Source organism: Arthrobacter sp. GMC3 (assembly GCF_002929305.1).
In the GTDB taxonomy this organism is placed as follows: Bacteria; Actinomycetota; Actinomycetes; order Actinomycetales; family Micrococcaceae; genus Specibacter.
On the sequence record NZ_PJIO01000002.1, the window covers coordinates 152,765 to 179,332 of the forward strand.

Here is a 26,568-nt window from a genome sequence, read left to right on the forward strand (position 1 = left end):
CGGCCTGCGGTCTCCTTGACGTCGCCTACGGAAACACCGGCGCCTCCCGGCCAGCATCCCGGCTGGGTTTTGGCGGGGTTAGCCGCCGTTGAGGGTTGGTGCCACCTCCGCGACGGAGGGGTAGGCGGTCTGTGTACCCTTCTTGGTGGCGGCAAGGGCTGCCGCGACGGATGCATAGCGGGCGGCCTCAATGAGGGTGTCGCCCGCGGCGAGGCGCGCGGCCACGCCACCGGTGAACGCGTCGCCGGCACCTGTGGTGTCCACGGCCCGAACCACCGTCGGGGCAATCCGCACTACCGGTTCTGCCGTGTTGGAGGAATCCAACACCACCGAGCCCTGCGCACCCAGCGTCACCAGAACCTGCTTCAGCCCGCGGGCCGCAAACGCGCTAAGCGCGCCGTGCCAGGCAGCGGCCGGGGCGTCGGCGTCGGGCATGGCCAGGCCGTCAAGGAACTGGGAGGCCTCGTGAGCGTTGACCAGGAGCACGTCCGTGAGCTGCGCCAATTCTGCCGGTACCGGTGCGTAAGGGGACAGGTTTAGCAGCACGGTTGCTCCGGCGTCGTGCCCGGCCTGCGCGGCGGCCTGCACGGTCGCCAAGGAAACTTCCAGGCACAGGCAAACAACGCCGGCGCCGTCGAACAGTGCAGGTTCCATGGCGGCGGGGGACAGGGTCCCGTTGGCGCCGGCGGAGATGATGATGGAGTTTTCGCCGCTGTCTTCCACGGAAATGATGGCCACACCGGTGGGTTCTGCCACGCGCTGGACGTGGCTGACGTCCACCCCGGCCCCGCCGGTGGAGGCCACCAGCATGTCGCCGTTGGAGTCCTGGCCGACGGCGCCGATCAAGGTCACCGCAGCGCCGAGCTTGCCGGCGGCTACTGCCTGGTTGGCACTCTTGCCGCCGGGGTTGACGGCGAATCCGTTGCCGTGGAGGGTTTCTCCGGGCATTGGCAGGCGCTCACAGTAGATGGTGAGGTCGGCGTTGAGGGAGCCGGCCACTACTATGCGGGCGTTCACGGTGCAACCTCGGCGCTGACGGGCTTGGGCACCAGCAGGGAGGCTGCGAAGGCGGCCGCCGTGATGGCAAGTGCCACCACAACCACTGTCACGTAGGAGCCTTGCCCGCCCAGTGGCGCCGTGGCAACCAGGATGGCCGGCAGCACCAGGAAGCTGAGCCCGGCACCGAGGTTGAAGGCACCGGCGTTCATGCCAGGCAGGAATCCGGGATTGCCTTCGGGGGAGAGAACCACGCCAAGTCCGTTGAGCATGATGTTCACGGTACCGGCGTACATGATGCCCAGCAAGACCGTTCCTGCGATCATCCAGGGCAGGCTGTGCAGGCCGAGGAAACCGATGATGGCCAGGGCAACAAGGCTGCCCAGCAGGCCGATCCGCAGCATCTTCGTGTAGCCCCAGACGGGAGCCAGGCGCCCGGTGATGGGGCCGAAGACCCAGCCGAGCAGGGCGTACGGGGTCAAGATGAGCAGGCTCATCTCGGTGGCGCCAATCCCAAATCCGGGGTCGGCCGCCTGCACGTAGGCCGGCACGATCCCGTTGATGACGGCAAAAATACCTGTCATGGTCAAGGTGGTGGTCAGCAGTGGGGCCCAGGTGGAGCGCTGGCGCAGGTGCACCGTTTCCACCATGGGGTGCGAGGACCGTTTTTCGACGGCCCAAAAGGCCATGAAAGCGACGACGGCGACCGCAGCCAGTGCCAGCGAGGTCACCAGCGGGCCCGTGGTGATGCCACCGACGAGCTTGGTCGCCTCATTCAGGGCAGTCAACAGGGCGCCCACGGCAACCACGATGAAGAACACGCCCAACCAGTCCATCTTGGTGCCCTCGCCGGGCTTGGATTCCCCGGCAAGCACCAGAACCAGTACGGTGGCGATGGCGGCGATGACAACCATCAGCCAGAAGATGCTGCGGAAACCAAAGTGCTCTGCGAAGAAGCCGCCCACAAACGAGTCGATACCGGCGATGCCGCCGTTGACGGCGGTGATGAGTCCCATTAGCGCGCCGTACTTCTTCGGATCCTTGACGGCCGAGCGGAGCATGATCAGACACAGCGGGACGGTGGGGCCGCTGACGCCCTGGATGATGCGGCCAATGAAGAGCCAGGTGATGTCCGGGGCCATGGCGGAAATGATGGAACCGATGCCCATCATGATCATCATGCCGAGCAGGACTTTCTTGCGCCCGATGATGTCGCTCAGGCGGGGAAGGAACAGTGAGAAAACGGCTGCGGCCGTGAAGAACCAGGTCTGGGACAGGCCGATGGCCGCCTGGCTGGCATTCAGTTCCTCGCCCATGGTGACCAGGGCGGGGCTGAGCATGGAGGCGTTGAGCTGGAACGCCACGCAGGCGGTCAGCAGCGCCACCATCAAGGCGGTGATGTTGCCCGGCTTGCTCAGTGCTTTTGTAGCGGTGATGCTCATACCTCGACCTCGCCAATGCGAACGAGTGCGTCGGTGACCATGTTCCAGAACTTGGCGTGGTCAAGCTTGACGGCGACGGAAGTCTTGCAGTCGGCAGGTGCAGGGGCGCGGAAATCGGCCACGGTCATGCCCAGCGTCAGGGTGCCTGTGAGTTCAATGTCGACAGGGACTTTTTGGGTGGTCATGACGGTGGGGTCAATGACGTAGGCCACGGCGCAAGGGTCGTGGACCGGCGGGTAGTCGAAGCCCTGGGCGTCCTTGTAGGTCTTGGTGAAGAATTCCATCAGTTCCATGACGAACTTGGCCGGCTTGGTGCCCACGGCGTCGATGGCGGCACACACTTCCGGGGTAGCCAGCGCCTGGTGCGTGAGGTCCAGACCCACCATGACTACTTCCCAGCCCGCGTTGAACACGATGTGCGCGGCCTCGGGGTCGATCTTGATGTTGAATTCGGCCACCGGGCTCCAGTTGCCCACGTGGTAGCCGCCGCCCATGAGGACAACTTCCTTCACGCGTTCCACGATGCGCGGTTCCTTGCGGGCGGCCATGGCGATGTTGGTCAGCCCTGCCGTGGGGACCAGCGTCACGGTGCCCGGCTCGTGGGCCATGATGATTTCAATGATGAGGTCGACGGCGTGACGCGGGTCCAACTCGATGGTGGACTCCGGCTGAGCGGGGCCGTCCATGCCGCTGTCGCCGTGGATGTCGGGGGCGTTTTCGATGGTGCGCACCAAGGGGCGGTCGCAACCGGCGGCGAAAGGGACGCCGGTGATACCTGCAATGGTGCCCACGGTAAGCGCGTTGCGTGTGACCTTCTCCAGCGTCTGGTTGCCCACAACCGTGGTGACCGCAAGGAGCTCGATGTTGGGATTGCCATGTGCCAGCAGCAGGGCAACGGCGTCGTCGTGGCCAGGGTCGCAGTCAAGGATGATCTTGCGGGGCGCTGTGGCGGTCCCGGAATCGATGCCGGCGGGGGTGGTCAATGCCGTGTTCACTTTTTCTCCACGTCTTTGGGGGCCGAACTAATTGGCCGGGGGTGAGTACAGCTCAGTTTTGCACCCAAATAAGCATCACGTCAAGCGCTTAACGTGATTGGCGTTAAGCGCTTGATTCATTGCGGCGGCGGCAATGTTTGCTTCTCACCGCTACTATCGATGCATGCACCCGGTCACAGATCCCCTCCCCGCCTTCCCCGCCACCAGTGCCGGGCGCGTTACGGCGGCAATGGTCGCCGCCAGGGCGGGGGTCTCCACGGCCACGGTTTCGCTGGTGACCAACGGCAAGACGACGGGACGCGTCTCTGCAGAAAACATTGCCAAGGTCGAAGATGCCGTGGCCGAGCTGGGCTACGTGGTGGACGGTCTGGGAAGTTCACTGGCAAAGGGCCGCAGCAACATTGTGATCCTGGTTGCCCCGGATGTCTCCAACCCCTTCTTCGCCAAGGTCATTGCCGGGGTCCGTGAGGCCATCGGCGATGACTACCAACTACTGCTTTCAGTTACCGACGCCGGCCTGACACCATCGCCGGCGGACGTGCGGAACCTGCTCTCGCTGCGCCCGGCCGGGCTGCTCGTGGATGCCCCCAGTGCGCAGTTTCTTGCCGAGTTACCGTCCGCGGGACCCATGGTTTTGCTGGATGCGGCCGGAGTTGTCAGTGACGCCCCGTCCGTGAACTTCGATGTGGCGCGTGGCGCCGAGATGCTGGCCGACCACCTGGCCTCGCTGGGACATCGCACCGTCGCATACCTGGACAGCGTGACCGGCACCGAAACCTTCCGCGTGCGTAAGGAAGCCTTCTGCCGTGGAGCCGCAGCCCACGGCATCCGCGTGGTGGCGGATGTGGCCACCACCATCGACATGGGGGCCTCCGCGCAGGCTTTTGCCCGGGCCTGGCCTGCTTGGGCGCAGACGGGAGTCTCCGCCGTGGTCTGCTGCACAGACACCCATGCCTACGGGGTGCTACAGGAGGCCCGTGTGGCCCGGATTGAGGTGCCCGGCCAGCTTGCCGTGACGGGTTTTGATGACCTGCCCTTTTCGGCTACCTCCAACCCTGGGCTGACCACGGTCCACCTGCCAGCTGGCGAACTTGGCCGGGCCGCCGGGCGGCAGTTGTTGCTGCTCCTGGCCGGGGAACAAATACCGCGGCCCGGGCTGACGCTGGAGAGCACTCTGGTGATCCGCGGGTCAACCGCCGGGTCTGCCGCGGATTGATCGCCGCACGCATTGTGCGGGCACAATGCTGTCACGGAGGATTCATCCAGATTCACCAACTAAACTAGTGAATTGTGAGTGCAGAAAACAATGTGACCCCAGAACCCAGCGATGCATCCGAGCAGATGCATGTGCGTATGGAAAAGCGTGCCAAATTGCTGGAGCGAGGTGAGCAGGCCTACCCGGTTGGTGTCGAGCGGACCCACACCCTGGAGGAAATCCGGGAAAAGTACCCGGAGCTGGAAGCCGATTCCACCACAGGCGACGTTGTAGGTGTCACCGGTCGAGTCGTTTTTGTGCGCAACACCGGCAAGCTGTGCTTTGCCACCCTGCAATCGGGCGCCGGCACGCGCCTGCAGGTCATGTTGTCCCTGGCCAACATTGGTGAAGAGTCGCTGGCCGACTGGAAAGCGCTTGTGGATCTTGGCGATCACGTCTTTGTCCACGGTGAAATCATTAGCTCCCGCCGCGGAGAGCTCTCCATCATGGCCGACACCTGGCAGATGGCCTCGAAGGCTTTGCGCCCCCTCCCCGTGCTGCACGCCGACCTCTCCGAGGAGATGCGGGTGCGCCAACGCTACGTTGACTTGATTGTCCGTGAAGAAGCGCGCGAACAGGTCCGCACTCGTTCAGCCATTGTGAAAGCAATTCGCGACACGCTCCATGGCGAAGATTACATTGAGCTGGAAACACCCATTTTGCAGCTCATGCACGGAGGCGCCGCCGCCCGTCCGTTCCGGACGCACCTTAATGCATTTGACCAGCCCATGACATTGCGTATTGCCATTGAGCTTTATCTCAAGCGTGCGGTAGTGGGCGGCATGGACAAAGTCTTTGAAGTGGGGCGCATTTTCCGCAATGAGGGTGTGGACTCAACTCACAGCCCCGAATTCACCATGCTTGAGGCCTATGAAGCCTATGGTGACCAATTCACCATGGCAAAGACCATGCAGCGAATCATTTTGGCTGCCGCCGATGCCGTCGGCTCGCGCATCATTGAAACCGAACGCGGCCAGATAAACCTCGACGGCGAATGGCCTTGGCTGCCCGTTTATCAGGGACTCAGCGACCTGGTCGGTGCGGAAATCACGCCGGAAACGACCGCCGATGAATTGCGCGCCATTGCGGCAAAGCATGAGGTAAAAATTGGCCCCGCCTGGGATGCCGAGAAATTGGTTGTTGAATTGTTTGGCGAAATAGTAGAGCCGACACTGATCCAACCTACTTTTGTTTGCGATTACCCGCCGTCCGCGCAGCCTCTGGCCCGCCAGCACCGCAGCAAGCCGAACCTCATTGAGGCGTGGGACCTAATCATTGACGGCCGGGAGACCGGAACGGCGTTCTCCGAACTGATTGATCCTGTCATCCAGCGCGAACGTTTGACCAAGCAGTCACTGGCAGCTGCAGCGGGCGATCCCGAGGCCATGCAATTGGACGAAGATTTCCTGCGCGCCCTGGAATACGGGGCCCCGCCAATGGGTGGACTTGGTTTGGGTGTGGACCGCCTAGTGATGCTCTTTACAGGTGTTGGAATCCGCGAGGCCATCCTCTTTCCTTTGATGAAACCCGAGTAGAAGCGGCAAGATTATGGAATATGTTGCAGTTATCCTCCCGTCTTTAGGTGTTGGAGTTCTTTTCTACTTCGCCATGAAGGCAATATTCAATGCCGATCGTTCCGAACGGGACGCCTTGGCGCAGGCTGAACGTGAGTCAAAAGCCAATGCGGAGCATCCGCCACAATAGGGTTTTAAGACGCATTCTTTGACGTGAGCTCATCTGCGCCCCATAATTTATGGTGTACCAAAAATGCTCCAATCAAATGTGAGGCGATTGATCCCCATGGCACAGAAGATTCATGTAACCCTGGTTGACGATATTGACCAGAGTCCCGCAGATGAAAACATCACTTTCGGCCTGGACGGAATCAATTACGAGATTGATCTTTCCGCCGACAATGCCGCATCATTGCGTGAGGCATTGGCAAAGTACATTGCTGCAGGACGACGAGCAGGAGGCCGGGCGGTGCGTGGTAGGGGACCCGCAGCACCGAAGGCAAAGTCAGACGTAAGCGAGATTCGTCTTTGGGCCAAGGAAAATGGCTACGAAGTTCACGAGCGTGGCCGTATTCAGGCCGAGATTCGTGAAGCGTATTACGCGGCTCAGGGCTAAAAAGGCCTGAACGACGGCGAGATCACCGCATGAGGTGATCTCGCCGTCGTGCATTAACGCCAGTGAAGTGAAGGAATGATATTTCCCCTGTGGCGAACAAGCCCCCATGAACGGCTGGCACTGCGTAGCATCAAAGTACGCAGTAAAAGGAGTGTGGCGAAATGTTTGAGCGATTTACTGATCGAGCCCGACGTGTTGTTGTGCTGGCCCAAGAAGAGGCCCGCATGCTCAACCACAATTACATCGGCACTGAGCATATTCTGCTCGGCCTCATCCACGAGGGTGAGGGTGTTGCCGCAAAGGCCTTAGAGTCCTTGAACATCTCTCTTGATGGTGTCCGGGAACAGGTCCAAGAGATCATTGGGCAGGGGCAGCAGGCACCCAGTGGGCACATCCCCTTTACGCCGCGCGCCAAAAAGGTTTTGGAGCTCTCCCTCAGGGAGGCGCTGCAGCTGGGCCACAATTACATTGGCACCGAGCACATTCTGCTCGGCCTGATCCGCGAGGGTGAGGGTGTTGCCGCGCAGGTGCTGGTGAAGCTTGGTGCCGATCTGGGCCGTGTGCGCCAGCAGGTCATCCAGCTGCTCTCCGGCTACCAGGGCAAGGAGCCTGCCGCCAGCGGCGGCGGCCAGCCTGAAGGTCAGCCCGCCGGTTCGGTGGTCCTTGACCAGTTTGGTCGGAACCTGACCCAGGCAGCCCGGGAAAACAAGCTTGACCCGGTTATTGGGCGCGAGCACGAGATGGAACGCGTCATGCAGATCCTCTCCCGCCGCACCAAGAACAACCCTGTGTTGATCGGTGAGCCCGGTGTGGGAAAGACAGCTGTTGTTGAGGGCTTGGCGCAGGCCATTGTCCGCGGCGATGTTCCGGAAACCATCAAGGACAAGCAGCTGTACACCCTTGACTTGGGTTCCCTGGTGGCAGGTTCTCGCTACCGAGGTGACTTCGAGGAGCGCCTGAAGAAGGTCCTCAAGGAGATTCGCACCCGTGGCGACATCATCTTGTTCATCGACGAGATTCACACTCTCGTGGGTGCCGGTGCCGCAGAGGGTGCCATCGACGCTGCCTCCATCCTTAAGCCCATGCTGGCCCGCGGTGAGTTGCAGACCATCGGTGCAACCACCTTGGACGAATACCGCAAGCACATTGAGAAGGACGCCGCACTTGAGCGCCGTTTCCAGCCCATCCAGGTCCCGGAACCCACCGTTCCGTTGACCATTGAGATTCTCAAGGGCCTGCGTGACCGCTACGAGGCACACCACCGCGTCTCCATCACCGACGGCGCCCTGACGGCCGCCGCCACCTTGGCGGACCGGTACATCAGCGACCGCTTCCTGCCGGATAAGGCCATCGACCTGATCGATGAAGCTGGCGCCCGGCTGCGCATCCGTCGCATGACCGCCCCGCCGGAGCTCAAGGCGATGGATGGTGAAATTGCGGCTGTGAAGAAGCGCAAGGAAGACGCCATCGACGCCCAGGACTTCGAGGGTGCCGCGGCTTTGCGCGATGACGAGCAGAAGCTCATCAGCGCACGGGCCGAGAAGGAGCGCCTGTGGAAGTCAGGTGGACTCGATGACATCTCCGAGGTCGATGAGGAACTCATCGCCGAAGTGTTGGCTAACTCCACGGGCATCCCGGTGTTCAAGTTGACCGAGGCCGAGTCCACGCGTCTGCTGAAGATGGAAGACGAGCTGCACAAGCGTGTCATCGGCCAGAACGAGGCCATCAAGTCCATCTCGCAGGCAATCCGCCGGACCCGTTCCGGGTTGAAGGATCCCAAGCGCCCGGGTGGCTCGTTCATCTTCGCCGGTCCCACCGGTGTTGGTAAGACCGAGCTGGCCAAGGCACTGGCCGAGTTCCTCTTCGGTGACGAAGACGCCTTGATCACCCTTGACATGTCCGAGTACTCGGAGAAGCACACGGTTTCGCGACTGTTCGGTGCCCCTCCCGGCTACGTTGGCTACGAAGAGGGTGGCCAGCTGACCGAGAAGGTCCGGCGTCGTCCGTTCTCCGTGGTCCTGTTCGACGAGGTTGAGAAGGCTCACGCCGACTTGTTCAACTCCTTGCTGCAGATCCTCGAAGACGGCCGTCTCACCGACAGCCAGGGCCGGGTGGTCGACTTCAAGAACACCATCATCATCATGACCACCAACCTGGGAACTCGCGACATCTCCAAGTCGGTGGCCACCGGGTTCCAGTCCGGCGGCGACACGCAAACGGGTTACAACCGGATGCGGGCACGCGTCACCGAAGAGCTCAAGCAGCACTTCCGCCCCGAGTTCTTGAACCGTGTTGACGACGTTGTGGTGTTCCCGCAGCTGACCCAGGACGAGATCATCGAGATTGTGGACCTGATGGTCGCACGCTTGGAGAGCCGTTTGGCGGACAAGGGCATGGGCATCGAGCTCACGGCCGCCGCCAAGGTCCTGCTGGCAACCCGCGGCTACGACCCCGCCATGGGTGCCCGGCCGCTGCGCCGCACCATCCAGCGCGAGATCGAGGACCACCTCTCCGAGAAGATCCTCTTCGGTGAACTCAAGGACGGCGACATCGTCACTGTGGATGTTGAGGGCGAGGGCGACGACGCGAAGTTCACCTTCGTTGGGACCGCCAAGCCGCACATCCCGGACGCCATCGCGGCCTCCGCGTAGCAGTCCCGCTTTTGAGGGGGCAGCTTGTCTCGCACCTAAGGGTGTGGGACAAGCTGCCCCTTCGCTTTAACCCCAGGGCCTAGCCACGAAGACCGCACCCGCCTAGATTTGAGCCTGTGGGCAGCCATCGGGAGAGTCACAAGAGTGCCGCAGCACAACGGGATCCGGGAAAGTACGCGGAACTGATTGCCGAGCGCGAGGGACGGCTGCGACGCGGCCCCGAAACTGCACGAACTGTGTTCTTCAGTGATGCGGTGTTTGCGATTGCCATGACCTTGCTTGTTCTGGATCTTAAGCCGGCCGTGCTGCCGCCGGATATTACGGGGGCCGAATTCGACACTTTTCTGGTGAGTCAGGCGGAACCATTCGCCGGGTTTGTTTTGAGCTTTGTACTGGTTGGCCGGATCTGGCTGGGGCATCACCGGACGTTCAACGCCATCAAGGCCTACGATGGACGCCTGCAGGTCATCAACCTGGTGGGCCTGTTTTTTGTGGTGTTCCTGCCTGTGCCGACGTCGCTCTTGTTCGAGGCAAACTCACAAACACCCTGGCCTCCGGTGATCTACGCACTCACCATCTCGGGCAGTTACCTGAGCCTGAATTTGCTGTGGCGGCATGCATACCGGGCTGGGTTGATGCACTCCTGGGTCGATGCCCCCATGTACAGGCTGGTACTGCGGGGGCAGGACGCCGGATGGGTGGTGTTTTTGTTGTCGATCCCGTTGGCGTTCATCCGGCCAGACCTCGCCTTGTTTTCGTGGATCCTCATTTGGCCCTACTCGGTGATTTCCGGTAGATACCGCAGGCGCCAGTTCGTGACGGACGAGACGGCCCGCTTCGACGCCGAGGGGCGGGCAGCAACCGGGCCTGCCGGGTCTATAGACTGAAGCCGTGACTTCAGCGCTAACTATCCGCCCCGCCCGCACCCCAGACGTTTCCGCCATCAAGAACTTGGTGGCGCCCTTGGCGGAGCAGCGAATCCTGATTTCCAAGGAATCCGTCACCTACTTTGAGGCGATTCAGGAGTTCTTGATCGCTGAGATCGACGGCGAAATAGTCGGCTGCGGCGCCCTTCACGTCATGTGGGAGGACCTGGCAGAGATCCGCACCTTGGCAAGCGCCGATGCGTGGCGCGGCCAGGGTGTGGGACACGCCCTGGTGGAGCGCCTCCTGGCAAAGGCGCGCGAACTGGGCGTGAGCCGAGTGTTCTGCCTGACCTTTGAGGTTGACTTCTTCACCCGCCACGGTTTTGAGGTCATGGCCGATCAGGGCGCGCTGGACCCTGCCGTCTACTCCGAGTTGTTGCGCTCGGCCGATGAAGGCGTGGCCGAATTCCTGGACTTGGCGCGGGTCAAGCCCAACACGCTGGGTAACACCCGGATGATCCGCCACCTCTAGCGGCACCCCACGGCGCTAAATGACCTACCAACTGCCCAGCTGGCCGGGTAGTGTTCGTAGCAAGGCAAGGGGGCTATCCTTTCGCCTTCATATTCCGCTGTGCGATTTGGAGGGTTCCGTCATGAAAAAACTCATCAATGATCCCAAGTCAGTAGTCGACGAATCGGTGGAAGGCTTTGGTTTGGCGCATGCCAGCCATGTCACCGTTCACCCCGATCCGCTTTTCGTTACGCGCAAGGATGCGCCCCGGGCCGGAAAGGTTGGTCTGATTTCCGGCGGCGGCAGCGGCCACGAGCCCCTCCATGCCGGGTATGTGGGTTACGGCATGCTGGACGCCGCCGTCCCCGGTGCCATGTTTACCTCCCCGACCCCGGACCAAATCATTCCGGCCACCCTGGCAGCGAATTCAGGGGCCGGCGTGGTTCATATTGTGAAGAACTACACCGGCGACGTGCTGAATTTTGAGATGGCCGCCGAAATGGCCCAGGCCGAGGGTGTGGAGGTCCGCACAGTGCTTGTCAATGACGACGTCGCCGTGGAAGATTCGCTCTACACCGCGGGGCGGCGCGGGGTAGCCGGTACCGTGCTGGTGGAGAAGATCGCCGGGGCTGCCGCCGAACGCGGGGACAATCTCGACGCCGTGGCCGCCATTGGCCAGCGCGTGAACGACAACGTGCGCAGCATGGGTGTGGCCCTTTCCGCCTGCACGGTTCCGCATGCTGGCGTGCCCAGTTTTGACCTGGCCGAGAACGAGATTGAGATTGGCATCGGCATCCACGGCGAACCGGGCCGCCACAGGATCCCGATGGAAAACGCCGATGGCATCACCGACAGGTTGCTGGAACCAATCCTGACCGACCTCAAGCCGGCGGTAGGGGAGAAGGTTCTTCTGTTCGTCAACGGCATGGGAGGCACGCCGGCCAGCGAACTTTACATTGTGTACCGGCATGCTGCGAAGGCGCTGGAAGCGGCGGGCCTGGTGGTGGAGCGTTCCCTGGTGGGCAACTACATCACGGCGCTTGAAATGCAGGGCTGCTCCATTTCGGTGCTGCGCCTCGACGCGGAAATGACCGAACTGTGGGACGCACCCGTGAACACGCCCGCCCTGCGATGGGGGATGTGAGCGTGGGGCGGACACTGGATGCTGCCTGGGCCGTGGATTGGTTGCGGCGCAGCGCGGAGGTAATCGCCGAGAACCGGGTGAAGTTGATTGAACTTGACCGGGAAATCGGCGACGGCGACCACGGCGAGAACATGGACCGCGGCTTCCAAGCCATCCTGGTGAAACTTGCAGAAGGCGAGCCCGAAACGCCCGGGGCCGTGTTCAAGCTGGCAGCGATGACCCTGATGTCAAAGGTCGGCGGAGCTGCTGGACCGCTGTACGGCACGGCGTTCCTGCGCGCGGCCACGGCGGCCGGCGATGAAGCTGCCCTTGATTCCGGGCTCCTAGCGGCCGCCTTGGCTGGGGCCCGCGATGGGGTGGTGGCACGCGGCAAGGCCGAGGTGGGGGAGAAGACCATGATCGACGCGTGGGCGCCGGCAGTTGACGCGGCCGCTGCGGCCGTAGCCGCCGGGGCGAGCCCCGCAGCAGTCCTTGACGCGGCCGCCACAGCCGCCCGGGCGGGGGCCGAATCCACTGACCCCCTCGTCGCGCGCAAGGGCCGGGCCAGCTACTTGGGGGAGCGCGCCATCGGGCACCGCGACCCGGGCGCCGAGTCCTCGGCCCTGATCCTGCGCGCCGCTGCCGACGCCGCGGCCTCAGGAGCCGGCGCATGAGTGTTGGGCTGGTCATCGTCTCCCACAGTGCCCAGCTGGCCGCCGGTGTGGTGGAACTTGCTGCGCAGATGGCCCGGGATGTTCTCCTGGTCCCTGCCGGTGGCACCGACGACGGCGGTATTGGGACTTCCTTGGAGAAGGTCATGGCGGCGCTGGATGCAGCCAACACCGGTGACGGTGTGGTGGTCCTGACCGATCTGGGATCGGCCGTGATGACAGCCGAAGCGGCGTTGGAATTTATGGGTAATCCGCAGGACATTGTCCTGGCGGACGCGCCCCTGGTGGAGGGCGCCGTCGCGGCCTCCGTCACGGCACAATCCGGTGCCAACATGGCAACGGTTCGCGCAGCGGCCGAGACCGCACTGGATCCCGCAGCCGCGGGAGCGCTGGGGTCAGTAGGTACCTCCAGCGGCACGGACCATGGCGCCGGGGGCGGCTCGGAGGACGGGGCAACAGGCTCCGCTGCGGTGACTGCCCAGTTGAAGCTGATCAACCCGATGGGTCTGCACGCCCGGCCGGCCGCCGTGCTGGCTGGCGAGCTGGGGGCCATGGACGTGGAGATTGAAATCAACGGCGTGGACGGGCAGTCGGTCATGATGCTCATGACCCTTGGTGCGGGTCAGGGAACCGAGCTTAAAGTGTCGGCAACGGGTCCCGACGCCCAAAAGGCAGTGGACCTTGTGCGCAGCGAGGTGGAGGCCGGATTCGGCGAGATCTGACCCGACGTCGGGGCCGGCATTCTCTCGGCGACTTTCCGGCCATCGGCCGCGGGCGGCCTTCGGCCTCCCTGACGTCGCCTACGAGAACACCAGCCCCGACGCCGTATCACTTCTGGCGCATTTTTGGGCAACGCCGTATCACCTTTGGTGGTCGAGTGGTCGAGTGCGCGCGACTAAGTGGCGACACCGCAGGATCTCGACAGGATCGATCAACGCGGCAGCTGGTACCCGTCGTCGGCGAGGCAGGCCAGCCCGTCCGTGACCAGGCCCGCCAGTGCCCGTTCCAGTTGCGGCGCATGCGTGTTGAGGTCGTGCAACTTTCGCAAGGCCGATCTGACCTCGGCCGGGTGGGCCAGCGGCTGCGCGGCCTTAAGCTCGCCCTCTGGCGTCCACAACAGGTCTGCGTGGATCGGGGCGTCGGCGGCGCGCAGCACGGCCATCACGGCGCCGCGCACCTGCCTGTCGGTTCCCGCCCATGGCTGACCCTTGGGGATATAGGTGGGTTCCGGCTGGCCCGCGGCAATCCAAGCACACTTATCCTGCACCGGGCAGAGCTCGCACTTGGGGCTACGGGCCGTGCATATCAGGGCACCCAGTTCCATGACGGCGGCGTTCCATTCCACTGACTCGGCCGGGTCCGCTGGTAGCAGTTCCGCGGCCAACTTCATCTCCGCCGCTGTTAGTGCGGGGGCTGGCAGCGCCTGGCCGATGAACAGCCGAGCGTGGACGCGTCGAATATTGGTGTCAACAACTGTCTCGCGCCGCCCAAAGGCAAACGCGGCAACGGCAGCGGCCGTGTACGTCCCTATGCCGGGAAGGGCCAAGAGTGAGTCGAAGGTGTCCGGGACCTCGCCGTCGTGCTCGTCAACAATCATTGCGGCGGCCGCGTGGAGGCGCAACGCGCGGCGCGGATAGCCCAGCCGCCCCCACGCACGCAGGATTTCGCCCTGAGATTCCGCTGCGAAGGCGGCCGGCGTTGGCCAGCGCGCCATCCACGCCTCCCAGACCGGCTGCACGCGCACCACGGGGGTTTGCTGCAACATGATCTCGCTGACAAGGATTCCCCAGGCGGAACAATCGCCACGCCACGGCAAATCACGGGCAGTTTCGCGGAACCATGCCCGCACTTGCTGATGCACTCCAACTCCCTCTGCCGGCGCTTGCTTCGCACGGGCAGTTCCACTGTAGCCCGGATCACCGGGCGGCTTGGCGGCGTGGTTGGCCGCTGCGGCGTCGGGGGTTCGCTAATCTGGAATGGTGGCGACATCAGGGAAAAAGGGGCAGGGCAATACTGCGCGCCAGCCTGCCTCCAAACCCAAGGTCTCGGCCAAGGTCTACCGACGACGCCGGACCGTAGTAGGCGTTTTGGCTCTCCTTCTGGTGGGCGTGCTCATTGCCACCGGTTTTGCTTTGTTTTCACTGCTCAGCCCCTCCGGCGGCAGCACGGCAGATCCGGCCGCGCCGCCGAGTACGGTCAGCACCCCGGAGGCCGAGAATCCGGCCATTAAGCCCGGCACACCGGCGTCGGCCGTCTGCAACGAGGCCGGGATCAAGGTTAGTGGCACGTCGGACAAGACCGTCTATGCGCCGGGGGAGGACCCCATTTTGACCTTGCGGGTCACCAATACGGGCGAGGCCCCGTGCGACATCAATGTCGGCACCAGCCAGATGGAATTCAAGATCACCAGCGGTGACGACGCCATCTTCAATTCCAAGGATTGTGCGGTTGATCCGTCAAACCTGGTCAAGAATCTTAAGCCGGGCGCCTCGGAGACGGCCAATTTCACCTGGAAACGAAATCGCAGCGCTGAAGGCTGTCCCAGCGTAGCGGCCATACCCGGTGGCGGGGGAGCAACCTACGTATTCGTGGCGACCCTGGGAAAATGGTCAAGCGACAAGGTCATTTTCCAGTTCCAGTAGGACACCTCCAGTAGGCCGGCGGCAAGCCTAGAGGAATCGGTCCAGAAGGCTGGCCTCGGCAATACGGGAGAGCCCCTCACGCACTGTGCGGGCACGCAGTTCGCCGATTCCGTCAACCACCATGAGCTCGTCAATGGTGGCAGCCATCAGGTCCTGCAGCCCGCCAAAGTGATCAACAAGGCGTCCGGCAACTGCGCGGGGAACCGCCTTGAGTTCAGAAACCAGGCGGTAGCCGCGGGGCTGGATGATGCCATCCAGGGCGTCATTTCCGGCCGGCAGCCCCACAACGCTGGCAATCAGGTTCAAGTCGATCAGGTCGGCCTGGTCGATGTCCTGCAAGGCCGTCACAGCCTCGTCAACGTCGGTAGTTTCGGGATCCGTGTAGTCGCGGATCACCATGTCGGCACCGGAGCCACGCGTTGCCGAAAGCTCATCCAGCTGCAGGGAGAGCAGCCGGCCGTCCACGCCCAGCTCCAACACATACTGGGCAATTTCCTCGGAGATCCGGCGCACCATCTCGTGGCGCTGCAAGGTCACAGCCACGTCGCGAACCGTGACCATCGCCTCGATTTCCAGCGCCGACAGGGAGCTTGTCACCTGATCGAGCCGGGCACGGTACCGCTCCAAGGTGGCCAAGGCCTGGTTGGCACGGGCAAGAACCTTCTCCGAGCCCTCCAGCACATACCGCAGCCCGTCAACGTAGAGGGCAATGATTTGCATTGACTGGCTGACGGAAACTACCGGCACACCCGTTTGAATGGCTACGCGCTCGGCAGTACGGTGGCGGGTGCCCGATTCCTGGGTTTCAATGCTGGGATCCGGGACCAGCTGCACCGCGGCCCGCAGGATCTTGGTGACGTCCTTATCGCAAACAATGGCGCCATCCATTTTGGCCAGTTCGCGCAAGCGGGTGGGCGCAAAATCGATGCCGATCTCAAAGCCGCCGGAGCAAAGGCTCTCCATGGTCTTGTCCATGCCAAGAACAATCAGTGCCCCTGTGCGTCCGCGAAGAATACGCTCCAGCCCGTCACGCAACGGGGTTCCCGGTGCAACACGGGCAAGAGTGGCCTTGAGGGCATCTTCGGGGCTGCGAAGCATTGACGAATCCTTCTTTTCAAGCGCGGGTATCCGCACAAGTCACAATCCCCATATTAGTGTGAACTTGCCCTTAATACGCGCCGTTGCGGCCTTTTGCCAGCCGGGCTACAACTCGCGGCTGCCAATTTGGAGCCGATTGGCACATCGGACAGCTAAATCTCATAGTTTTGACCGCTTTCGGGGCAAGAATCCCGGCTAGCTGTGCAGCAACAATTCGGTGGCTTCGGCAACGTGCTCGATCTGTTTCACCGTGAAGTTTGGCGGAATTTCACCCGGGCCGGAGGGGCTCTTGGGTACCAGAGCGTAGGTGAATCCGAGCCGGTAGGCTTCCTGGATCCGTTGGTTGATGCCGGGTACGGGGCGTACCTCCCCGGCAAGACCCACCTCGCCAAATGCCACCATTTTGTGGTGGACGGGCCTGTTCGTCTTGGCCGAGACGATGGCCAGCGAAACGGCAAGATCCATGGCCGGCTCGCTCAGCCGGGCACCGCCCACGGTTGCAACATAGCTGTCGTCGGAGTCCAGCCTGACACCGGCACGTTGTTGAAGCACGGCCAGCAACATGCCCACACGGGTGGAGTCCAGTCCACTGACCGTGCGCCTCGGCGACGATCCCACCGCGGGGGTCAGCAACGATTGCACCTCGGCCAGCAAGGGGCGCCGGCCTTCCATGGTGACAGTGATGCAGGTTCCGGACACGGGTGTGTTGGTGCGGGAGATGAACAAACCGCTGGGATCTGCCAGGCCCTCGATCCCGTTGTCGGTCAGGTCAAAGCAGCCCACCTCGTCGGTTTGCCCATACCGGTTCTTCACAGCCCGCAGGAGACGCAGACGGGAGTGGCGTTCGCCGTCGAACTGGCAAACCACATCCACCAGGTGCTCCAGCAGGCGCGGCCCGGCAATGGAGCCGTCCTTGGTCACATGGCCCACCAGCAGCGTGGTCATGTTCAGTCGCTTGGCGGCGGCGATCAGCGACGCTGCAACCTCGCGGACCTGGGACACACCGCCTGCCGCGCCATCCACCATGGCGCTACTAAACGTCTGCACTGAGTCAACAATCAGCAGTGCCGGCTGGACCGCCTCGACCTGCCCCAGGGCGGTGCCGAGGTCCGTTTCGGCACCCAGGTACAGGGTGTCGGCAACGGCGCCAATACGTTCGGCGCGCAGTTTTACCTGAGCCGCCGATTCCTCCCCCGTAAGATAGAGGACTTTTTGCGGCACCCTGCCATGATCATTGCGGGCAAACTTGGCGGCGACATCCAGCAGCAGCGTCGACTTGCCTACTCCCGGTTCACCGGCGAGCAAGATGACGGCACCGGGGACCATGCCGCCGCCCAGGACGCGGTCGAGTTCCGGTACGCCGGTCAGATTGTGGGCCGCCTTGGAGGCGTCCACCTCGGAGATGAGCTGGGCCGGGCGCACCACGGTAGTGGCCGCAGTGGTCCGCACCACCACTGAGCCGATCTCATCAAGGGTTCCCCACGCCTGGCATTCCCCGCACCGGCCCACCCACTTCACGGCTGTCCAGCCGCATTCGGTGCAGCGATAGTTTTGCCCAGCGTTGGCCTTAGCCGTTTTTGTTGCCATGCTTCAACCCTAGCGCCGGGCACTGACACAGACGCCCCTACGAGACCGGCCTGTGTGCGCTTCACGCAGGATGAAGGGATACTACAGTTTTGGCAGCAGCGCCCTGGCATCGGCCGGGTCCATCTTGGCCACCTCTAACAGGTCCACCATGAGCGTGCGGAACAGCAGCACCAGCGCCTCGCCCTCCATGCGCGTGATCTCCAACTTGCTGGGGTGCAGACCGGTGGCGAGGTCCGCCAGCCAATCCCGGGCATGGCTCAAGTTGGAACCGGAATCCGAGTCGGCAAGGGCGGCACCAAGCTCGTCCACGGCCGATGCGCACTCACTCATCACCTCGGCAAGGTTCATGGTGCCGACGTCGGACAGGGCCGCATTGTTGATTACACTGGCCAGCCGCCGCGCCAGGACCCGGCTCGAACGCATGGCGTAATCGAGGCGCTCCATCACCTTGGACATCCCCTCCACCTCCTGAAGGTGGCGCCGGTAGAGGGGAGAAAGCCGGGCAATTTCGACGGCGCTTCGCAGGCCCTGCCGCATCGCATCTATGCGCGGCTGCTGGCTGCGGGCCCTGACCAGGGCGTGCCAAGCAGTGGTGGAATCGTTGTAGGACAGGGCCGACGCGCATTCGCGCAGCACCAGGGAAAGCTCGCCGAGCATGACCTTTAGATCATCCTTGGGGGCCCGGCGGGGGTCGCGCGGAATCAGCAACGTGGCGGCCAAGGCAAAGCAACCGCCCACCACGGCGTCAATGCTGCGCGTGAATGGCCCGCCCGCCGGGACGGGCAGCAACACCACAAGCAGCGACTGCAACGCTAGCTGGGTGGTGAAAATGGCGCCGGAATCCAGGAATCGGGCTAGTAGCACCGAAAGGAAAACCACCAGGGCGGCCTGCCAAATCCCTGAGCCGAGCCAGTGCAGCAGGGTATCTCCGACCACAATGCCAATGGTGCAGCCAAGACCCACCTCCAGCACCCGGCGCAGGCGCGGATCCGCTGAAAACCCCAGGGCGATGATGGCGCTTGTCGCGGCAAACAACGGCCCCTGATGGCCCAGTACCTCCGCGGAAAAGTAGTAGGCGCCCACGGCGCAGACGGTGATCAGCAAGGCAGGAACCAGCGAGTTGTAGCTGCGTCGCAGCCCCAGACGAGCCCGCCGCTTCAAAAACGAAACACTCGCTACATCCCGGGCTGACTCTGGCATGGGCTAAGTCTATGTGCCCCGGCCAGGGCTCCGTTGGATCCGTGGCGTGACCGACGTCGTACCCCATAACGAAGAATCCCCGCAGCGTTAACCTTCCGTTCACTTAGGAGGGGGTGTTGCTTCATCTGATCCTCGTAACTTCAAAGAGTAAGGAATCCAAAGACACCCATCGAAGAGGTAAATCACGTGAAGGCACTTCACATTGGCCGCGTGGCCGCAGTTCTCACCGTCGGCGCACTTGCACTGACCGCCTGCGGAACTGACAACGTTGTGAGCCCCGGCAACGGCGGCACATCGGCAGCAACCACCGGCCCCACGGTCACCGGAACCCTGACCGGTACCGGCGCCAGCTCCATCTCCGCCGCCATGGACGCCTGGAAGGCCGGCTTCGAGTCCGCCAACACCGGCGCCAAGATCCAGTACTCCCCCGAAGGCTCCGGCGCCGGACGCAAGGCCCTGATCGCAGGAGCCGTGCAGTTCGCCGGATCCGACGCCTACCTCAGCGATGACGAGCTCACCGCAGCCAAGGCCAAGTGTGGGCCCGACGGCGCCATCAACGTCCCGTGGTACATCTCCCCGATCGCTGTGGCCTTCAATGTTCCCGGCGTGAAGGACCTCAAGCTCGACGCCGACACCATCGCCAAGATCTTCCGCGGCGACATCAAGAACTGGAACGACGCCGCCATCAAGGCCTCCAACCCGTCGGTCACACTGCCGGATCTGGCCATCACGCCCGTGCACCGCTCGGACAACTCCGGCACCACGCAGAACTTCACCGATTACCTGGGTGCCGCAGCCAAGACTGTCTGGTCTGACAAGGCATCCGGCGACTGGCCCGCAGCACTGGCTGGCGAAAACGCCAAGGGCACCTCCGGTGTAGTCAAGACGGTCACCGAAACCGCTGGCGCCGTCACCTACGCCGATGACTCCGCAGTCACCGACGCCCTGGGCAAGGCTGAGCTGAAGGTTGGCGATTCCTACGTCAAGGTCACCGCCGAAGCCGCAGCCAAGGCCGTTGACGCATCCAAGGTTGTTGAGGGCCGCAACCCGAACGACCTCTCACTGAAGCTGGACCGCACCACCACAGTGGCCGGCGCCTACCCGGCAGTGCTCGTTTCCTACGGTGTGTTCTGCGCCCACTACCCGGACACAGCAACCACCGACCTGGTCAAGTCCTTCGGTACCTTTGTGCTGAGCACTGAAGGCCAGAAGCAGGCAGCAGCCGCCGCCAAGAGCGCTCCGCTCTCCGCTGCGCTCGCCGCCAAGGCTAAGGCAGCAATCGACTCCATCAGCGTCGCCAAGTAGAGCTACAACAAAAGGTATTAGATTGTCCACCACCAAGCTCGCGCGCCGGGCCGGAACAGGTCGCACCGGAGACAAAGTGTTCTCCGGTGCGGCCCTGGGTGCCGGTGCCCTGATTGTGGCCGTACTGTTCGCCGTCGCACTGTTTCTGATAGTGCAGGCCCTGCCCACGTTTAGTGCGCCGGCGGCCGACATCACCGGGGGTAAGGGGTTCTTCTCCTACATTTTCCCGATCGTCATCGGCACGCTCATCGCTGCCACCATCGCCTTGCTCATTGCAACGCCCATTGGTGTTGCCGTGGCCTTGTTCATCTCCCACTATGCCCCGCGCAAACTGGCGCGTGGACTGGGCTATGTGGTGGACCTTCTAGCCGCCATCCCCTCCGTAATTTACGGTGCCTGGGGTGCGAGTTTCCTCGCCTCCGAACTGAAGGTGCCCTACCAGTGGCTGGCGGATAACCTGGGCTGGATCCCGATTTTTGCGGGACCGGCCTCAAGCACGGGCAAGACCATCCTGACAGCCGGCATTGTGCTGGCCGTCATGGTCCTGCCCATCATTGCCTCCTTGACCCGTGAAATTTTCCTGCAGGCGCCCATGCTGCACCAGGAAGCGGCGCTAGCCCTGGGTGCCACCCGCTGGGAAATGATTCGCATGGCAGTACTGCCGTTTGCCCGCGGCGGCATCATCAGTGCCGTCATGTTGGGATTGGGCCGCGCCTTGGGAGAAACCATGGCCGTGGCGCTTGTCCTCTCCTCCGGACCGTTGATCGCGTCCTTGATCCGCTCCGGAAACCAGACAATTGCCGCCGAGATCGCCCTGGACTTCCCGGAAGCGTTTGGCCTTCGCATGCATGAACTCATCGCCGCCGGCTTGGTGCTGTTCCTCATCACCTTGGGCGTAAACATGGTGGCCCGCTGGATCATCAACCGCCACAAAGAATTCTCAGGAGCCAACTGATGGCCACGCTCATGACCGAACGCAAGCGCTCGGCGCTCACCCGCGGGCGCCTCCCCAAGTACACCCCCTACGCAATCGCCGTCAGCGCTGTCATTGTTGCAGCGGCACTGATGGCGCTGGCCGGGTTCAACGTTTTTGGCTGGGCATTCCTCGCCGCCGTCTTGTTTGTGGTTGGAAACGTGAGCAGCTCTGCCATTGTGGAGGGCCGCCGCAAGGCCACCGACAAACTTGCCACCTCCTTGGTGCTGGGTGCCTTCCTGGTTGCCCTGCTGCCACTGATCTCGGTCATCTGGACCGTGTTGGTCAACGGCGTCCCCGGACTCATTACCCCCGGGTTCCTTGGCTCCTCCATGAACGGTGTGACCGGCGCGGTAGACAACGCCTCCGTCGCGAACCACACCCCGGTTATGGGTGGTGTCTACCACGCGCTCATGGGCTCGGTGCTGATCACCTTGTGGGCCACCCTGATCTCCGTACCCGTGGGCCTGCTGACCGCCATCTACCTGGTCGAATACAGTGACGGCAACAAATTCTCCAAGGTCATCACGTTCCTGGTGGACGTCATGACTGGCATCCCCTCCATCGTGGCCGGCCTGTTCGCGGCCGCCTTCTTCGCCATGATCCTGGGGCCAGGGACCAAGACCGGGTTCGTGGCCGCCGTCGCCCTTTCAGTACTGATGATCCCAGTGGTGGTGCGCTCCAGCGAGGAAATGCTCAAGATTGTCCCGAACGAGCTGCGCGAGGCCGCCTACGCCCTGGGTGTGCGTAAATGGCGGACCATCATGAAGGTTGTCATTCCGACGGCGATCTCCGGCATTGCCTCCGGCGTCACCTTGGCAATCGCCCGGGTCATCGGCGAGACGGCACCCCTGCTGGTTACCGCGGGGTTTGCCACCACCATCAACACGAACGTTTTTGCCGGCTGGATGGCATCCTTGCCAACGTTCATCTACACGCAGATCATGACACCCACGTCGCCGTCCAACCCGGACCCGTCCACGCAACGCGCCTGGGCTGCGGCACTGCTGCTCATCATTTTGGTCATGCTCCTAAACCTCGGCGCCCGCCTTGTGGCCCGCATCTTCGCGCCCAAAACCGGCCGCTAACTTTTAGAAACGGAACTTTTCACTATGTCTAAACGCATCGACGTCAGCGACCTGAACGTTTACTACGGCGACTTCCTGGCCGTGGAAGACGTCAACATCACCCTTGACGCCAAGTCCGTCACCGCCTTCATCGGCCCCTCAGGCTGTGGCAAGTCCACGTTCCTGCGCACCCTGAACCGCATGCACGAGGTCATCCCCGGTGCACGCGTGGAGGGCAAGGTGCTCCTTGACGGTGACAACCTCTACGCCGACGGCGTGGACCCGGTCACCGTGCGCAGCCAGATCGGCATGGTGTTCCAGCGGCCCAACCCGTTCCCCACCATGAGCATCCGCGACAACGTCCTGGCCGGGGTCAAGCTGAACAGCCGCCGCATGCCCAAGTCCGACGCCGACGCCCTGGTGGAGAAGTCCCTGCAGGGTGCCAACCTCTGGAACGAGGTCAAGGACCGTCTGGACAAACCCGGTTCCGGCCTCTCCGGCGGCCAGCAGCAGCGCCTGTGCATCGCCCGCGCCATCGCCGTCTCACCAGATGTGATCTTGATGGACGAGCCCTGTTCCGCCCTTGACCCCATCTCCACACTCGCCATTGAGGACCTCATCAACGAGCTCAAGGACGAATACACGGTGGTGATCGTGACGCACAATATGCAGCAGGCGGCGCGCGTCTCGGACAAGACCGCGTTCTTCAACATTGCAGGCACCGGCAAGCCCGGCAAACTCATCGAGTTCGCCGAGACAGCCACCATCTTCAACAACCCGGGTCAGAAGTCCACCGAGGACTACGTCTCCGGCCGCTTCGGATAGTCCCCACGCCCTCCCCATTTGCAGCCGCTGGCGCGACTACAAATGGGGCCCCTCGGGCGCGTGGGCCCAATGACTCGCGCAACTGAGTTCCTCGGTTCGGGAACCTGGCAAGCGTGGGCTCAACGACTCGCGCAACTGAGTTCCTCGGTTCGGGAACCTGGCAAGCGTGGGCTCAACGACTCGCGCAACTGCGTTGCTCGGTTTGGGTCCCTCGGGCCCGTGGGCCCAACGAACTTCACTGTTACAGCGGGCTGAAACAACTGTGCCCGTGGCGCAGAGCACCCCTAGGCTGAGTTTATGACTTCACTTCCCGCTATTCGTGGCGCCCACCTTGTCGGATCCATCAACCAGCCCACCGCCGCAGACACCTTGCAAATTGTGGCGGAAAACCTTGGCGGCCATGTGGCACGCATCCCCGACGGTGAGGTTGGCGAACGCTACCACTGGATCCTGTTCCAGGGCACCAGGTTTGAGGCCGTTGGCGGGCTCAGCCGCGTTCCCGGGGATCCCTTCATGATTGCCGGGTTCGATCTGCGCAAGATCGTCCTTGATGGAACCGTTCCCGCAGCCGATCTGAAGTTCGGCCCGCTGGGCTACGCCGAAGCAGCTCTCGCCAGCTACCAGGACTTCAAGACACTTAGGGAGGCCGGCAAGATCGCCGAGGGCACCCGCTTCCAAGTCGCCATTCCGTCGCCGATGGCCCCGCTGGGTTCGTATATTGCTGTTGCAGACCAGCCCGCCGTCTACCCGGCCTACGCCGCCGCCATGGAACGCGAAATTGCGGAAATCGCGGCGGGGATCCCCGCCGCGGACCTGGCCATTCAGATTGATCTGGCAGTCGAGTTCAGCCATATCGAAAAGGTTGCCGTGGGCGGCAACACACCGGACTGCTGGTATGTGGAGGGCTCTGACCCCACCACGGAGCAGATCATCGACGCCGCGACATCCATGGCAGCTGCCGTTGCCTCGGCCGTTCCGGCGGACGTGCAGTTCGGCATCCACCTTTGCTACGGCGACGTTGCCGAGAAGCACTTCGCCGAGCCTGCCGACGCTGGCAACTTGACGGCCGTCGCCAACGCCCTGTCAGCCAAGATTTCCCGACCCATCGAGTTCTTGCACCTGCCGGTGCCGATTGAGCGCGACGACGCGGCTTACTTTGCGCCGCTCGCCAACCTCGCACTTCACCCGGAAACCGAGCTGTTCCTTGGCCTGGTGCACCACGAGGACGGTACCGAGGGTGCCGGACGACGCATTGCTGCGGCCCGTCCCGCGATGGCTGAGGCAGGTTTCGCGGAGTTCGGCATTGCTACGGAGTGTGGCTTCGGACGCGGCCCGGCCGAGCGAACGGCACCCCTATTGCGCCTGCACGCGGACATCATCGAGGCGGCCAACGCCTAGTCCCCAACCCCTCCCGCCGGCCAAGCACGCGAGGGTGCAGATAATGTGACTTTACGGCTGTGAAGTCACATTATCTGCGCACTGGATCGGGATCGATTGGCTCCGACTACGTCAGTGGTGAGAGTGCCAGGAAGAAGAGGGCGCCCAGGAAGGCGCAGGCGATCGGGGTTGCCACCCAGGCGCCCAGGATGCGGGCCATGAACAGCCTGTTGGTGCCGGAAAAGCGTTGGTTGGCACCTGCCCCGGCAATGGCTGAGGTGACGGTATGCGTGGTGGACAAAGGGAGGGCCAGCCCGATGGCGCCGATGAACAGCAAACCTGCTCCCACCATCTGGGCGACAAAGCCGCGCATGGGATCCACCCTGACCAGCCGGTGGCCCATGGTGTAGGAGATGCGCCACCCGCCAAAGAGGGTTCCCGCTGTCAGGAATACCGCAGTAAAAATTGGCACCCACAGCGGCACCGTCCCGGCCCCGCCCACACCGGCCGCCACCAGCGCAAACAAGAGCACCGCCGTCGTCCGCTGGCCATCCTGGAGTCCATGCCCAAAGGCAACGGCCGCTCCGGCCACCGACTGCATCTGGCGGGTGCGCCGGTTGACTTGGTGGGGGGCAGTGTTGCGGGCAGCCCAAACCGCGGGATAGACGGCCAGGAAGCCGAGCGCGTAGGCGACGATAGGGGACAGGACCAACGGCAGCACCACCAGGGTCAGTAGCGTGGTGTTGATGCCCTCCAGTGGCGGGTGTCCAAGCATCGACGAGCCAAGTGAAGCCCCCACCAGACCGCTAATCAGAGCGTGCGTGGACGACGACGGATACCCCCGCCACCACTGGTAGACACCCCACAAGCACGCGCCGGCGAGTCCCGCCAGCAGCAGGATCAGGCCTGTCTTTCCGGCTGGAACCGTGAAGAGCCTGTCGGCGAATGCCGCCGCCAAGACCACGCTGATCAGCGCCCCAACACAGTTGAAAAGGCCTGCCAGCAGAACGGCGATGGTAGGAGTCAGCGCCCGTGTACGCACCGAAAGTGCGACGGCGGAGGAGACATCGCGGAAACCGTTCAGGAACGCAAAAATCGCGGCTGCGACGATCACGGCCCCCAGCAGGAACGCGAGCAAGCTCAGGATTCCTTGACGATGATGCTGCCCACTTGCGTGGCGACGGAGCGCATCTGTTTGCTGGCGGCCGCAAATTGGTCCGCCAACATACGGTACTTGGCGAAGCTGGTGGGGCTGTGGTTCTCCAGCAGCTCGGCGATCAGGACCCGGTGCGTGTGGTCTGCGCGCTTGGCCAATCGCAGAACTTCCAGCCAGTAGTCCTCCAACGAGTCCAGATCGTTCAGGGCCTTCATGGCTGCGACGGTCAATTCCACTTGCCGTGAGAGGATTTCCAGCTGGTCGCCGGCACGTTGCGAGACGCGGTCCAGCCCGTAGAGCTCAATCAGCTCGGCTGCGCCGGTGAGGATTTCACTTGTCTCGTTGAGTAGCCGGCCCAAGGCGTAAAGGTCTTCACGGGGGAGCGGATTGATGAAGCTGGTGCGCATGGTTGTCAGCAGGGTGGCGAAGTCGGCGGTGGAGGCGCCCTCGTGCTGGCGCATAATCTCGGCCAGTGCCGGGAAGTCAGCGCGGCTGGCGCCCAGTAGCTCGGCCAAGGTGTGGGTGCCCGCCAGCAGCTGATCGGCCATCCGGGCTAAGGTGTCCAGCCCCGCCGTTTCTTGGGGGAAGAATCGCAGCTTCACGTGTGGGCCTTTGTTGTGTGGCAGGCATTCGGGCATAAAAGTGGTGTCGAACCGGGAGCGCCTCACGGCGGTAGGCCGCTCAAGGCGGCTAAAAAA

The 26,568-nt window shown here is 63.1% G+C and carries 25 protein-coding genes; 16 read left to right on the forward strand and 9 right to left on the reverse strand.

All coding sequences use genetic code 11. The features are described 5' to 3' along the window. Positions 1-78: 78 nt before the first annotated feature. The 3 genes from CXQ94_RS03995 to CXQ94_RS04005 are packed head-to-tail and all read right to left on the reverse strand — an operon-like array spanning position 79 to position 3,433. Positions 79-1,017 (reverse strand): ribokinase, encoded by a 939-nt coding sequence (locus CXQ94_RS03995; RefSeq protein WP_104086930.1) that lies wholly within the window; start codon positions 1,015-1,017, stop codon positions 79-81. Continuing rightward, positions 1,014-2,438, reverse strand: coding sequence for an MFS transporter (locus tag CXQ94_RS04000; protein WP_104086931.1), 1,425 nt, complete (start codon positions 2,436-2,438; stop codon positions 1,014-1,016). The genes CXQ94_RS03995 and CXQ94_RS04000 overlap by 4 nt, the downstream gene beginning before the upstream one ends. Next, positions 2,435-3,433 (reverse strand): nucleoside hydrolase, encoded by a 999-nt coding sequence (locus CXQ94_RS04005; protein ID WP_258066675.1) that lies wholly within the window; start codon positions 3,431-3,433, stop codon positions 2,435-2,437. Before CXQ94_RS04005 ends, CXQ94_RS04000 begins: the two co-directional genes overlap by 4 nt. Positions 3,434-3,662: 229 nt before the next feature. On the opposite strand from CXQ94_RS04005, the gene CXQ94_RS04010 reads away from it, so the two are divergent. From CXQ94_RS04010 to dhaM, 10 genes are all read left to right on the forward strand, one after another. After that, the gene (locus CXQ94_RS04010; RefSeq protein ID WP_104087321.1) at positions 3,663-4,649 is read left to right on the forward strand and encodes a LacI family DNA-binding transcriptional regulator; all 987 of its coding nucleotides are present in this window, start codon (positions 3,663-3,665) and stop codon (positions 4,647-4,649) included. 125 nt (positions 4,650-4,774) lie between these two features. Further along, positions 4,775-6,223, forward strand: coding sequence for a lysine--tRNA ligase (lysS, locus tag CXQ94_RS04015; RefSeq protein ID WP_104087322.1), 1,449 nt, complete (start codon positions 4,775-4,777; stop codon positions 6,221-6,223). Positions 6,224-6,236: 13 nt separating this feature from the next. Further along, positions 6,237-6,392 (forward strand): hypothetical protein, encoded by a 156-nt coding sequence (locus tag CXQ94_RS22445; RefSeq protein WP_181034066.1) that lies wholly within the window; start codon positions 6,237-6,239, stop codon positions 6,390-6,392. A gap of 96 nt (positions 6,393-6,488) precedes the next feature. Next, complete coding sequence (locus CXQ94_RS04020; protein ID WP_104086932.1) at positions 6,489-6,818, forward strand: Lsr2 family protein; 330 nt, start codon at positions 6,489-6,491, stop codon at positions 6,816-6,818. A 161-nt stretch (positions 6,819-6,979) separates the two neighbouring features. Next, a complete protein-coding gene (locus tag CXQ94_RS04025) occupies positions 6,980-9,469 on the forward strand; it encodes an ATP-dependent Clp protease ATP-binding subunit (RefSeq protein WP_104086933.1) in 2,490 nt (829 codons plus the stop codon). 116 nt (positions 9,470-9,585) lie between these two features. After that, complete coding sequence (locus tag CXQ94_RS04030; RefSeq protein ID WP_104086934.1) at positions 9,586-10,356, forward strand: TMEM175 family protein; 771 nt, start codon at positions 9,586-9,588, stop codon at positions 10,354-10,356. Positions 10,357-10,360: 4 nt separating this feature from the next. After that, on the forward strand, positions 10,361-10,867 hold the full coding sequence (locus CXQ94_RS04035; RefSeq protein ID WP_104086935.1) for an amino-acid N-acetyltransferase: 507 nt from the start codon (positions 10,361-10,363) through the stop codon (positions 10,865-10,867). Between the two features lie 121 nt (positions 10,868-10,988). Beyond that, positions 10,989-11,990, forward strand: a complete 1,002-nt coding sequence (dhaK, locus tag CXQ94_RS04040) for a dihydroxyacetone kinase subunit DhaK (RefSeq protein WP_104086936.1) — start codon at positions 10,989-10,991, stop codon at positions 11,988-11,990. After that, positions 11,978-12,643, forward strand: coding sequence for a dihydroxyacetone kinase subunit DhaL (gene dhaL, locus CXQ94_RS04045; protein ID WP_104087323.1), 666 nt, complete (start codon positions 11,978-11,980; stop codon positions 12,641-12,643). Before dhaK ends, dhaL begins: the two co-directional genes overlap by 13 nt. Next, positions 12,640-13,362, forward strand: a complete 723-nt coding sequence (gene dhaM, locus CXQ94_RS04050) for a dihydroxyacetone kinase phosphoryl donor subunit DhaM (protein ID WP_104086937.1) — start codon at positions 12,640-12,642, stop codon at positions 13,360-13,362. Before dhaL ends, dhaM begins: the two co-directional genes overlap by 4 nt. A gap of 209 nt (positions 13,363-13,571) precedes the next feature. On the opposite strand, the gene CXQ94_RS04055 is transcribed toward dhaM, so the two are convergent. Further along, positions 13,572-14,501, reverse strand: coding sequence for an A/G-specific adenine glycosylase (locus tag CXQ94_RS04055; protein WP_104086938.1), 930 nt, complete (start codon positions 14,499-14,501; stop codon positions 13,572-13,574). A gap of 115 nt (positions 14,502-14,616) precedes the next feature. On the opposite strand from CXQ94_RS04055, the gene CXQ94_RS04060 reads away from it, so the two are divergent. Beyond that, positions 14,617-15,282, forward strand: coding sequence for a hypothetical protein (locus CXQ94_RS04060; RefSeq protein ID WP_104086939.1), 666 nt, complete (start codon positions 14,617-14,619; stop codon positions 15,280-15,282). 27 nt (positions 15,283-15,309) lie between these two features. Here CXQ94_RS04060 and disA read toward each other — a convergent pair whose 3' ends face one another. The 3 genes from disA to CXQ94_RS04075 form a co-directional block, all read right to left on the reverse strand. Next, positions 15,310-16,380, reverse strand: coding sequence for a DNA integrity scanning diadenylate cyclase DisA (gene disA, locus CXQ94_RS04065; RefSeq protein ID WP_104086940.1), 1,071 nt, complete (start codon positions 16,378-16,380; stop codon positions 15,310-15,312). 195 nt (positions 16,381-16,575) lie between these two features. Next, positions 16,576-17,967, reverse strand: coding sequence for a DNA repair protein RadA (gene radA, locus CXQ94_RS04070; RefSeq protein ID WP_104086941.1), 1,392 nt, complete (start codon positions 17,965-17,967; stop codon positions 16,576-16,578). 81 nt (positions 17,968-18,048) lie between these two features. After that, positions 18,049-19,167, reverse strand: coding sequence for an aromatic acid exporter family protein (locus tag CXQ94_RS04075; RefSeq protein ID WP_104086942.1), 1,119 nt, complete (start codon positions 19,165-19,167; stop codon positions 18,049-18,051). Positions 19,168-19,353: 186 nt separating this feature from the next. Between CXQ94_RS04075 and pstS the strand changes: the two genes are divergently transcribed. From pstS to CXQ94_RS04100, 5 genes are all read left to right on the forward strand, one after another. After that, positions 19,354-20,472, forward strand: a complete 1,119-nt coding sequence (pstS, locus tag CXQ94_RS04080; protein ID WP_104086943.1) for a phosphate ABC transporter substrate-binding protein PstS — start codon at positions 19,354-19,356, stop codon at positions 20,470-20,472. Positions 20,473-20,494: 22 nt separating this feature from the next. Next, positions 20,495-21,427, forward strand: coding sequence for a phosphate ABC transporter permease subunit PstC (gene pstC / locus CXQ94_RS04085; protein ID WP_104086944.1), 933 nt, complete (start codon positions 20,495-20,497; stop codon positions 21,425-21,427). After that, on the forward strand, positions 21,424-22,533 hold the full coding sequence (gene pstA / locus CXQ94_RS04090) for a phosphate ABC transporter permease PstA (protein WP_104086945.1): 1,110 nt from the start codon (positions 21,424-21,426) through the stop codon (positions 22,531-22,533). Before pstC ends, pstA begins: the two co-directional genes overlap by 4 nt. Before the next feature lie 24 nt (positions 22,534-22,557). After that, a complete protein-coding gene (pstB, locus tag CXQ94_RS04095; RefSeq protein WP_104086946.1) occupies positions 22,558-23,337 on the forward strand; it encodes a phosphate ABC transporter ATP-binding protein PstB in 780 nt (259 codons plus the stop codon). Between the two features lie 297 nt (positions 23,338-23,634). Next, on the forward strand, positions 23,635-24,735 hold the full coding sequence (locus CXQ94_RS04100) for a hypothetical protein (RefSeq protein WP_104086947.1): 1,101 nt from the start codon (positions 23,635-23,637) through the stop codon (positions 24,733-24,735). A 106-nt stretch (positions 24,736-24,841) separates the two neighbouring features. On the opposite strand, the gene CXQ94_RS04105 is transcribed toward CXQ94_RS04100, so the two are convergent. Together CXQ94_RS04105 and CXQ94_RS04110 are read right to left on the reverse strand one after the other, a co-directional pair. Then, complete coding sequence (locus CXQ94_RS04105) at positions 24,842-25,852, reverse strand: inorganic phosphate transporter (protein ID WP_104086948.1); 1,011 nt, start codon at positions 25,850-25,852, stop codon at positions 24,842-24,844. Positions 25,853-25,854: 2 nt separating this feature from the next. Beyond that, positions 25,855-26,472: a DUF47 domain-containing protein gene (locus CXQ94_RS04110; protein WP_104086949.1), complete on the reverse strand. Its 618-nt coding sequence runs from the start codon at positions 26,470-26,472 to the stop codon at positions 25,855-25,857. Between the last annotated feature and the right edge of the window lie 96 nt (positions 26,473-26,568).

Excerpts from the sequence above, each read along its gene's own strand:
- CXQ94_RS04000 (WP_104086931.1), bottom strand. The coding sequence starts at position 2,438 with ATGAGCATCACCGCTACAAAAGCACTGAGCAAGCCGGGCAACATCACC.
- CXQ94_RS04010 (WP_104087321.1), top strand. The coding sequence starts at position 3,663 with ATGGTCGCCGCCAGGGCGGGGGTCTCCACGGCCACGGTTTCGCTGGTG.
- lysS (WP_104087322.1), top strand. The coding sequence starts at position 4,775 with ATGCATGTGCGTATGGAAAAGCGTGCCAAATTGCTGGAGCGAGGTGAG.
- CXQ94_RS22445 (WP_181034066.1), top strand. The coding sequence starts at position 6,237 with ATGGAATATGTTGCAGTTATCCTCCCGTCTTTAGGTGTTGGAGTTCTT.
- CXQ94_RS04020 (WP_104086932.1), top strand. The coding sequence starts at position 6,489 with ATGGCACAGAAGATTCATGTAACCCTGGTTGACGATATTGACCAGAGT.
- CXQ94_RS04025 (WP_104086933.1), top strand. The coding sequence starts at position 6,980 with ATGTTTGAGCGATTTACTGATCGAGCCCGACGTGTTGTTGTGCTGGCC.
- dhaK (WP_104086936.1), top strand. The coding sequence starts at position 10,989 with ATGAAAAAACTCATCAATGATCCCAAGTCAGTAGTCGACGAATCGGTG.
- dhaL (WP_104087323.1), top strand. The coding sequence starts at position 11,978 with ATGGGGGATGTGAGCGTGGGGCGGACACTGGATGCTGCCTGGGCCGTG.
- dhaM (WP_104086937.1), top strand. The coding sequence starts at position 12,640 with ATGAGTGTTGGGCTGGTCATCGTCTCCCACAGTGCCCAGCTGGCCGCC.
- CXQ94_RS04060 (WP_104086939.1), top strand. The coding sequence starts at position 14,617 with ATGGTGGCGACATCAGGGAAAAAGGGGCAGGGCAATACTGCGCGCCAG.
- disA (WP_104086940.1), bottom strand. The coding sequence starts at position 16,380 with ATGCTTCGCAGCCCCGAAGATGCCCTCAAGGCCACTCTTGCCCGTGTT.
- radA (WP_104086941.1), bottom strand. The coding sequence starts at position 17,967 with ATGGCAACAAAAACGGCTAAGGCCAACGCTGGGCAAAACTATCGCTGC.
- CXQ94_RS04075 (WP_104086942.1), bottom strand. The coding sequence starts at position 19,167 with ATGCCAGAGTCAGCCCGGGATGTAGCGAGTGTTTCGTTTTTGAAGCGG.
- pstB (WP_104086946.1), top strand. The coding sequence starts at position 22,558 with ATGTCTAAACGCATCGACGTCAGCGACCTGAACGTTTACTACGGCGAC.
- CXQ94_RS04100 (WP_104086947.1), top strand. The coding sequence starts at position 23,635 with ATGACTTCACTTCCCGCTATTCGTGGCGCCCACCTTGTCGGATCCATC.